The sequence below is a fragment of the Leuconostoc rapi genome (assembly GCF_016908715.1).
Taxonomy (GTDB): Bacteria; Bacillota; Bacilli; order Lactobacillales; family Lactobacillaceae; genus Leuconostoc; species Leuconostoc rapi.
In genome coordinates this window covers 1-8,320 of the sequence record NZ_JAFBEK010000018.1, presented here as the reverse complement: position 1 = coordinate 8,320, position 8,320 = coordinate 1, and the positions used below count along the sequence as shown (strand labels likewise).

The following is an 8,320-nucleotide window of genomic DNA, read 5'->3' as shown; positions in this document are numbered from 1 at the left end:
AAAAACTCAATGGTCTGTCGCCGATTCGATATCGGCAACTCACCACTGAGTCTGTTAATTAATTTTATTTTGTCCAACTATTGGGGTTCACTTCAGCGGAGATGCTTTTTTATGTGGTTAATAACTGGCGTGGAAAATCATTTGGTACTGGACAACTAATAACAACTGTTTTGTTTTTAAAGGGTAAAGGTATGACGACTGATACCGCATGCAACAGCATACGCGTTGTTATCACTTGACTGGCATATAAGGAATCACCTACGATCGGATGACCCATACTAGCCAAATGCACACGAATTTGATGCATACGTCCCGTATCTAACTGTAATCGTAACAAGGTATGTTGATACACAACATGCACACGAGCCCAATGGGTTGTTGCTGATTGCGCATCAATACCATCAACGAGACGCTTACGGCTATTTTGAGGGTCAATGCCAATCGATGCATCAATAACACCTGTTTTTGCCGATATATTCCCATCAACCCACGCTAAATAAGTACGTTGAATCTTTTTTTGAAATAATAATCGATTTAATATTGGTACGACAACTGGATTTTTAGCAATAATAACAGCACCAGATGTTTCCCGATCAATACGGTGAACCATGTAGGGTTTCGCCGGCACACCGGCACTCGAAATGCCTCGCGCTAAAAAATTAGCTGCCACATAATTTAATAAAGTATCATCCTCTGTTTCAGAATGCGGGTGCATTTTCATGCCCGCAGGTTTATTAACAACGACCAAGTCGTCATTTTCAAACACAATAGCAACAGGTTGCTCGCTATTTGGCGCATAATGTGAATCGCCCGTACGAAAATCTGACTCATCAAATGCCAATGACAAAATATCATTTACCTGCAAATTATAGCTCGTAGGTACTTCTTGCCCATTAACCCGGTAGTTTTTCTTGATACGTAATGCGCCACGCACACGCTGAGGTACTAACCAGCTCACAAGTAACTGTTTAATTGTTTGCCCAGATAAAGTGTCCGTCACAGTCATTTGGTAACGCCATATTGCCGCCATTACATTCCTCTATCACTTTGGTTCTTCATCAGGTACATCAACTAATTGATACTTAACTTTACCTGATTCAATCGAAACATAAAGTCGTTTTGTCTCTTGTTCATCAAAAAATCCGAGATTAACCATCAATTTATCATTATGCATTTCTAACCCTTGAAAAGCTGTCCGCATAATGTGCTGGATCACCTTAATATCTTTGATCGTGACGTTTGCTGCCGTAACAGCATCATGCAAAGGTTCTCCAGCGTCCAAATATTGCTTGATGACTGACACTTTAACATAAGCTTTAAAACCATACAAGCGCGACTCTTGGCCATCATCGCGCACAATTGTTGATACATAACCTTGTTTTTCCCAATAACGTAATTGACGCGTTGAAACGCCGGTCATCCGAGCTAATTCGCCGATACGAAATTGCATGTTATCTAGCGTTGGCTTTTTAACTTTTAATACACTTTTTGGATGTGGTTTTGAATTCATTCGTATAAGCCTCTAAGCATATTATATTCTTGTTAACTTAGTTGTCAAATTTTGCTCTAGTTCTCTCAAAGATTAAATTATAACATATTCAGGCTGATTTGAGTTAACTAACAAAAAAGCCAAGCTATCACTTCACAATAGCATTGCCTTTTTAATCATTATTCACTCTGACTCCAGTCATCTGCATTACGTGGCAAAAGACGTGTGGAATCCGTTTTTTCATCATTTACTTCTGGTGCATCCGTCACATATTGGCTCAGTGTTGACTTATTGCCATTTTCAGAAAAGACACTTTTCGATTTGTTACCCAATGTCTTGTTGCCTTTTTTCAGACGCCTAATCGTAGCACTTTTACTATAATCGTACTTATTAGCATCAACTTCTTTAAAATCTTTTGGTTCATAAAAACGCAACAAATTCTTTTGGTTGAGATTATCAGACATCGCTAACTTTTCATCAACGCTAGCTTGTATTTTATCAAATTTATTTTGCAAAGCTTCACTTGGCACCGTTATCATTTGATTCGTTTTCACATCCCAATATCGACCAGACAAACTCGCATACGAAGGCGTGATCCAATCTTTATTACGAAAAGCGACAACTTGTGAATGTTTCTGGCTTAACAAATCTTGACCAAATTGTATGTAACGCTCTGAACTAATACCCAAAAGGTGTTCAATTGTGGGTGCCACATCAATTTCACTGCCATATTGATGATTAATATGACCATTTTTTAAGCCCGGTACATGAACCATAAACGGAACACGCTGTAGATTTGCGTTATCTAAATCATTCCAGTCTCCCGTATTTTTACCCAAAATAGGTGCTAAATAACGCGCATCCGTATTTGAAATACCATAATGATCGCCATACAAGACAACCATTGTTTTATCATACAACCCTGATTTTTTGAGATAAGTGAAAAATTCTTTAACTGATTGGTCCAAATAATGGTTCGTGACAAAATAATTATCCACTAGTTTTGACCCACTGTCAGTGGTAACAAAGTTAGGATCACGATCCTCTTGATCCAACGTGTACGGTGTATGATTTGTGACCGTTAAATACTTAGCATAGAAAGGTTGTTGTAGGTTTTCTAAGTAAGGCACAGACTCCTTGAACAATAACTTATCTTTCAATCCCCAAGTTGTGGCTTTTTGCCCACTCAAATCAAAGTAATCCCCAGACACCCAATTTTGATAACCCATATGTTTATAAACATTGTTACGGTTCCAGAAAGTCCCCATATTCCCATGGAAAACCGCACTTGAATACCCTGCTCGTTGATTCAAAATTGCTGGCATCGCTTGAAATGTTTGATCATTACCTAGTTTTGAAAACAATGATCCTTGAGGTAAGCCATATGTGGATGTTTCCAACATGTTTTCTGCATCAGAAGTTTTACCTTGTCCGACAGCATGGAAAAAGTTGTCAAATGATACAGTACTGTTACTATGGTAAATACTATTTAAAAACGGCGTGACCTCTTGTCCATTAATTTTACGATCAATCGACATTTGTTGAAAACTTTCAAGATGAATGACGATCACATTTTTACCCTTGGCTTTGCCATAAAATTCTGGATTAATGCTAGCGTAATTTTTAGTGATATAATTTTTAACTTGTGTAAATTCTTCTGGTGTGGCGCTTTTACGTACTTGACTCGTTTGATACGTATTAATAGCATCATAAATCATAAATGGTCCAAGACCCAAATACTTCACCATATACTCACGATCAAACTGCCGCGTTAAAAGTTGTGGGCGATCAATATCTGCCACCAGTAAGTTGGCTGTTAAAATAAAAAAACCAATGGTTAAAACCTTAAACGGTTGAAAACGGGGTAAGGCATGGTTATCAAAGCGAATTTTACGCGACAGCAATAAGACAACCAGCACGATAATATCAATCCAAAACAAGATATCATGTACCCCAAATGCAATAGCGCCAGCAGCTTTACCACCTTGGTTAACGGTATTATAGCCAAGCATTGTGTTAACAGACATGAAATCAGAAAATTCTCTAAAATAAATGACATTAAGATATAACAGCAATGACATGAGCATATCAAGAAAGATTAATGCGCCATAATACAGCTGTTTTGGTTTTATAAATAACGTGAGGCTAAACAGGACAATCGTAAAGCCCACAGGATTAATTAACATCAATAATACTTGAATCGGATCCTGTACATGAAGCCATTCAAAGTCTGCGCCGTAGGCTAAAATCGTTTTAAAGGTTAAGAGGACAATTATCCATGTGAAAAAGCCTTGTCGTGTATTAAGTTGTCTTTGCCAATTTTTAGGACTAAGTATATCAGACCAGAAATATTTCAAACTTTTTTTTACGCGATTTTTCATAACTTTCATTATACCAATAACTTGTGTGACTTGTACTAAATCTTGCTATAATACCAATATGACTATAAAAATTAAACATCAAATCGGTATCGGACCAATTCATGATGAAGCGTTAACAATCAGAACTGCTGTTTTTGTAACTGAACAAGGCGTCTCTATCGCAGACGAAATGGCTGATCAATTAGCAGAAAAAACTGCGTTACATATGGTCGCCTTTGTGGATAATATACCTGCTGCTACTGCTCGTGTTCGTGAAGAACACCCTGGTATATGGCATGTGCAACGTGTAGCGACACTGCCTTCTTTTCGTGGACAAGGAATTGCCTCTCAGCTATTTGCCTATATTGAAAACATCGCGCCTCAATATCATATTCACACCCTAGATCTTGGTGCGCAAGTACAGGCCAAATCTTTTTATGAACATCTTAACTTTGAGTCTTATGGTTCAGAGTTTTTAGATGCTGGCATTGTCCATATTGGCATGAAAAAAGAATTGGCCTAAATTTTATTTCTTTTTGTCATAAGCCACTGCTACTTGAATTTTATAAGGTCTCTCTACATCGTTTAGTTCCGTACGGGTTGCCTGATGGCCACTACCACCGGTAATTAAAACAGATGCTAATGCCAAACGATAGTGCGATAATGCTTGATTAGTAGGTGTCATACCAACCATCACAAGTGTTCCTAGGTCATGTGCTTGTAATTGGTTCACACCACCCATGATCTTTGTTTCACCCTCAGCTGTGTTAATCATATCAAAATAAGGTAACAAAGTACCAGGATGATTAGCAAATATAACATCGCGTTGTGCAATAACTTGTCGCTGTGCATGTTCTCCAAGATGCCCGTAGTCACTACTCATCAGCCCTAACTGCTTTAATTCTTGGGCCAACGTCGTAATATGGCTTTGTTGTGTACTATCAGACACAATAACCCCTGTCATCACATTTTGACTTTGGTATATGCCATTACCGGGTATCATCTCCGGTTCTTTTTTTGTATCTTCTTCAAGATGGGGACCACCAAGCATTTTTTCAATGTGTGGCGAAACATCCCACTTAGTTGTCTGTTTTGTAAAATAATACAAAATATTTAATATCACAAAATACAATAGTAAGGCAAACATGCCCGCTATAAACATGCCTCTCAAGTAACGGCCATTCGCAAAAAAGCGATATGCTAAGTACAATAAGTACCATACACCACCAGCACTAACTACCGTGTACATGCGTCCCTTGGTTTTGGAGTTCGTCGTGAAATAACCCAAGTAGTGATTGACCAAATCAAGAACTGTAAACATTATTGTCCCTCCCCTGAAGCGCTACTTTGGCGTGTATCTGGTGTTGATGTTGTCGCTGTACTACCACTTGTCGTTGAACTGGCAGGTGTCTCATTGCTTGTCGTTGCCTGACTACTATCTGGTATTGTAGATGTGCTTGTACTTTTGTCTGATGCAGAAGATGTTGTCGCTTCACCGCTTGTTTCAGATGTTGCACTATCTCTGTCAGACGTACTTGTTGTGCTACTGTCGCTGCTAGAAGAACGGCTACTATCAGAGACAATTGACGATGTTGATGAATTAACACTACTTTGACGTGGTGCTACGCGCCCACCCTCATTTGTGCCTGTAGCCACATTAACTGCGATATTTCCCGCGCTAATAGCTACGATAAGTGATACAATTGCGGAAGGTGTTAAAAAAGGTGGTGTTCGATATTTTTTAGCCATAATTCTCCCTGACTGTTTAAACGCTAGTTATGATTCCCATCCTGCGTTGTTTATACCATTCTATTTTACCCGTTTTGCACATTAGCTGCACAAAATTACCCCTAAATTCAACGAAAACCCGCAACTGCTTGCGGGCGGACATGTTTTATAAAATATTTTAGGGAGATTTTATATTAGGAGATTGAGATTGGAGAGAAAAGTCCGTTGATTCGTTGTTTAATATCAACACTTGTTGATGTGTAATACTATAATTCACTCATGTTAAATGGAGATTAAAGATGTCACAATATAAAACTTATTTTATTGACCTTGATGGTACGATTTACCAAGGTAAAATTAAGTATCCATCAGGAAAACGCTTTATCGATCGACTTAAAAAGGCACAAATTCCTTATCTTTTTGTCACGAATAATTCAACAAAAAGCGCGACAGAAGTTGCCAAAAATTTAACAGAAAACCATGATATTGCGACAACACCCGAACAGATTTATACAAGTGCCATGGCAACTGCCGATTATTTAAAAGCCACAGTTGCACCTCACGCTGCCATTTACGTGATCGGCGAGGACGGTTTACGGGATGCCATTGCCAACATTGGATTTAAAGTTGTTAATAGTAGCGATGCTGATGTCGTCGTTGTTGGGTTAGATCGTGACATAACTTATGACAAACTAACAGTAGCAACCTTAGCTATACAGTCTGGTGCACAATTCATTGCAACAAATAGTGATACAAATTTGCCAACTGAACATGGCATGACACCAGGCGCTGGCGCTATTATTGCGGCGGTAAAAACAGCAACACAAACTGAACCACTTGTTATTGCTAAACCGGAATTACCGATTATGACCGGTGCATTAAAACGTATGGCTGTTCAAAAAAGTGACGTTGTAATGGTTGGTGATAATTATCAAACTGATATCTTAGCTGGCATTAACAGTGATATCGACACACTACTCGTTTATTCGGGTGTATCAACACATACCCAGATTAATCGTGTCTTGAAAAAGCCAACCCATGAAGTAGAAACACTTGATGATTGGATCATATAAAAAACGCATTGTTTCACGTGAAACAATGCGTTTTTTATATGATCTTGTTAAGCTAATTGATTCACTTCTAATGCTTGTTTTCTATGCTTATTTGGTCGATAGAATACTAAGTAAAGGATTGCTGAAACAATTGGAATAACTGCCGCTATAAAGTATAGGTCACGGAATGGCATTTGTGCATGCAATGCACCGAACACATATGGTCCAACACCCAAACCAAGATCTAATCCAATAAAGTAGGTAGACAAAGCAATACCGATGCGATGACTTGTTACAAGTTTCAATGTCACTGCCTGTCCATTTGACATAAACGTGCCGTAACCAAGACCAATAAATGCACCTGATATCAGTAACATCGTTGCGTTAGTTGTCAATCCTAAAATAATTAAGCCAACTGTCAAAAATATATAACTAGGATACATCACATAATTTTCACCAAAACGGTCAAAAATTCGGCCTGACATTGGTCGTGTTAATGTCACAATACCAGCATACACCACAAAGAAAAATGAACTAACTGCGACTAAATTCAAAGTCTCCGCATACGAAGCCAAGAATGATAAGACGCTCGAATATGATAGACCCATCAAGAATCCTATAAACGCAATTAACAACACCTTGTATTCAATAAAGCTTGAAATTTTCCATGATTTTAATTCTTTTCTATGTTCCTCTGTCAATGTCACATTATTAATTTGAATTGCAAATAGCGCAAGCATCGACAAGGCAATCAAGACAACTGAGAGAATGACAATGAAGCGGAAACTTGTCGCGTGGAAAAGCAGTAGGCCAATAAAGGGCCCTATAGCGGCTGCTAGGCTTGTACTTAAGCCATAGTAGTTAATACCCTCCCCTTTACGTTTCTCTGGGATAAACTCTGTTACAATAGCATTCAGTGCTGTTGACGTCATACCATAGGCAAATCCGTTAAGTAGACGTACGATGTCCAAAGTACCAATTGTTGGTACTGTAAGATAGGCAATCGTTGTAATTAAGTAAAAAATAGCGCCCCAACGAGCAACACGTTTGCGGCCAATCAATTCTAATTCTTTACCCATGATAAGTCGTGCAACTAGCGTACCAATAATATAAATTCCAGATGCCAAGCCTGCTTGTCCAAATGATGCATGTAATTCATTATGCGCCATAACCGCAATAATGACCATCATTAAGTAATAAACCAGATACACAATAAAGTTAATAATTGTGATCGTAATAAAACCTTTGTTAAATAATTTTTCTTCCATGAGTCATCCTTTAATTTTCGCCCTCTCAACAGTAACAGCTGCAGCTATGTTGGCGATGGTGATAATCGTAGGATTGTTTTCGTGCTATCCATCTTTCAGAAACCTTCATTCAATTTTACACCGTGCGCTTGCATGAAAAAATTGTAAACGTGAAACAGTTATTTTTAGGATACCACTTTTTCACAAGCGACGCAAAAAAATATTTTTTCTCTCAGAAAATTGTTAAATAAGTTGACAATATAACCTTAGATAACTGAAGCATCAACAAAAAGTTAGTGAAATGATTCTCTTTACTGAAAATAATATGAAAATACAACAAAAAAGAGGAAAGACGACGTCACTAGACACGTCTTACCTCTTAACTCATGGGCCTGACAGGACTCGAACCTGTGACCCCTGCGTTATCAACACAGTGCTCTAACC

General features: G+C 38.3%; 8 protein-coding genes. 2 read left to right on the top strand and 6 right to left on the bottom strand.

Annotated features, from left to right (window positions below):
* Positions 1–109: 109 nt before the first annotated feature.
* The 3 genes from JOD28_RS09600 to JOD28_RS09590 form a co-directional block, all read right to left on the bottom strand.
* Entirely contained in the window at positions 110–1,030 is a 921-nt protein-coding gene (locus tag JOD28_RS09600) for an RluA family pseudouridine synthase (protein ID WP_204770550.1), read from the bottom strand.
* 12 nt (positions 1,031–1,042) lie between these two features.
* A complete protein-coding gene (locus tag JOD28_RS09595; RefSeq protein ID WP_204770549.1) occupies positions 1,043–1,510 on the bottom strand; it encodes a MerR family transcriptional regulator in 468 nt (155 codons plus the stop codon).
* A gap of 158 nt (positions 1,511–1,668) precedes the next feature.
* On the bottom strand, positions 1,669–3,879 hold the full coding sequence (locus tag JOD28_RS09590; RefSeq protein WP_204770548.1) for an LTA synthase family protein: 2,211 nt from the start codon (positions 3,877–3,879) through the stop codon (positions 1,669–1,671).
* 49 nt (positions 3,880–3,928) lie between these two features.
* Between JOD28_RS09590 and JOD28_RS09585 the strand changes: the two genes are divergently transcribed.
* Complete coding sequence (locus JOD28_RS09585) at positions 3,929–4,372, top strand: GNAT family N-acetyltransferase (RefSeq protein ID WP_204770547.1); 444 nt, start codon at positions 3,929–3,931, stop codon at positions 4,370–4,372.
* Positions 4,373–4,375: 3 nt separating this feature from the next.
* Here the strand turns inward: JOD28_RS09585 and JOD28_RS09580 are convergent, their stop codons facing one another.
* Together JOD28_RS09580 and JOD28_RS09575 are read right to left on the bottom strand one after the other, a co-directional pair.
* Positions 4,376–5,170, bottom strand: a complete 795-nt coding sequence (locus tag JOD28_RS09580; protein ID WP_204770546.1) for a DUF6681 family protein — start codon at positions 5,168–5,170, stop codon at positions 4,376–4,378.
* The gene (locus JOD28_RS09575) at positions 5,170–5,598 is read right to left on the bottom strand and encodes a hypothetical protein (RefSeq protein ID WP_204770545.1); all 429 of its coding nucleotides are present in this window, start codon (positions 5,596–5,598) and stop codon (positions 5,170–5,172) included. Before JOD28_RS09575 ends, JOD28_RS09580 begins: the two co-directional genes overlap by 1 nt.
* Before the next feature lie 278 nt (positions 5,599–5,876).
* On the opposite strand from JOD28_RS09575, the gene JOD28_RS09570 reads away from it, so the two are divergent.
* Positions 5,877–6,650, top strand: coding sequence for a TIGR01457 family HAD-type hydrolase (locus JOD28_RS09570; RefSeq protein ID WP_204770544.1), 774 nt, complete (start codon positions 5,877–5,879; stop codon positions 6,648–6,650).
* Between the two features lie 47 nt (positions 6,651–6,697).
* On the opposite strand, the gene JOD28_RS09565 is transcribed toward JOD28_RS09570, so the two are convergent.
* Positions 6,698–7,897 (bottom strand): MFS transporter, encoded by a 1,200-nt coding sequence (locus JOD28_RS09565; RefSeq protein ID WP_204770543.1) that lies wholly within the window; start codon positions 7,895–7,897, stop codon positions 6,698–6,700.
* Positions 7,898–8,320: the final 423 nt, after the last annotated feature.

What these genes read in the sequence shown, in the direction of transcription:
- JOD28_RS09580 (WP_204770546.1), bottom strand. Translation starts at nt 5,170, where the DNA reads ATGTTTACAGTTCTTGATTTGGTCAATCACTACTTGGGTTATTTCACG.
- JOD28_RS09570 (WP_204770544.1), top strand. Translation starts at nt 5,877, where the DNA reads ATGTCACAATATAAAACTTATTTTATTGACCTTGATGGTACGATTTAC.
- JOD28_RS09575 (WP_204770545.1), bottom strand. Translation starts at nt 5,598, where the DNA reads ATGGCTAAAAAATATCGAACACCACCTTTTTTAACACCTTCCGCAATT.
- JOD28_RS09585 (WP_204770547.1), top strand. Translation starts at nt 3,929, where the DNA reads ATGACTATAAAAATTAAACATCAAATCGGTATCGGACCAATTCATGAT.
- JOD28_RS09600 (WP_204770550.1), bottom strand. Translation starts at nt 1,030, where the DNA reads ATGGCGGCAATATGGCGTTACCAAATGACTGTGACGGACACTTTATCT.
- JOD28_RS09565 (WP_204770543.1), bottom strand. Translation starts at nt 7,897, where the DNA reads ATGGAAGAAAAATTATTTAACAAAGGTTTTATTACGATCACAATTATT.
- JOD28_RS09595 (WP_204770549.1), bottom strand. Translation starts at nt 1,510, where the DNA reads ATGAATTCAAAACCACATCCAAAAAGTGTATTAAAAGTTAAAAAGCCA.
- JOD28_RS09590 (WP_204770548.1), bottom strand. Translation starts at nt 3,879, where the DNA reads ATGAAAGTTATGAAAAATCGCGTAAAAAAAAGTTTGAAATATTTCTGG.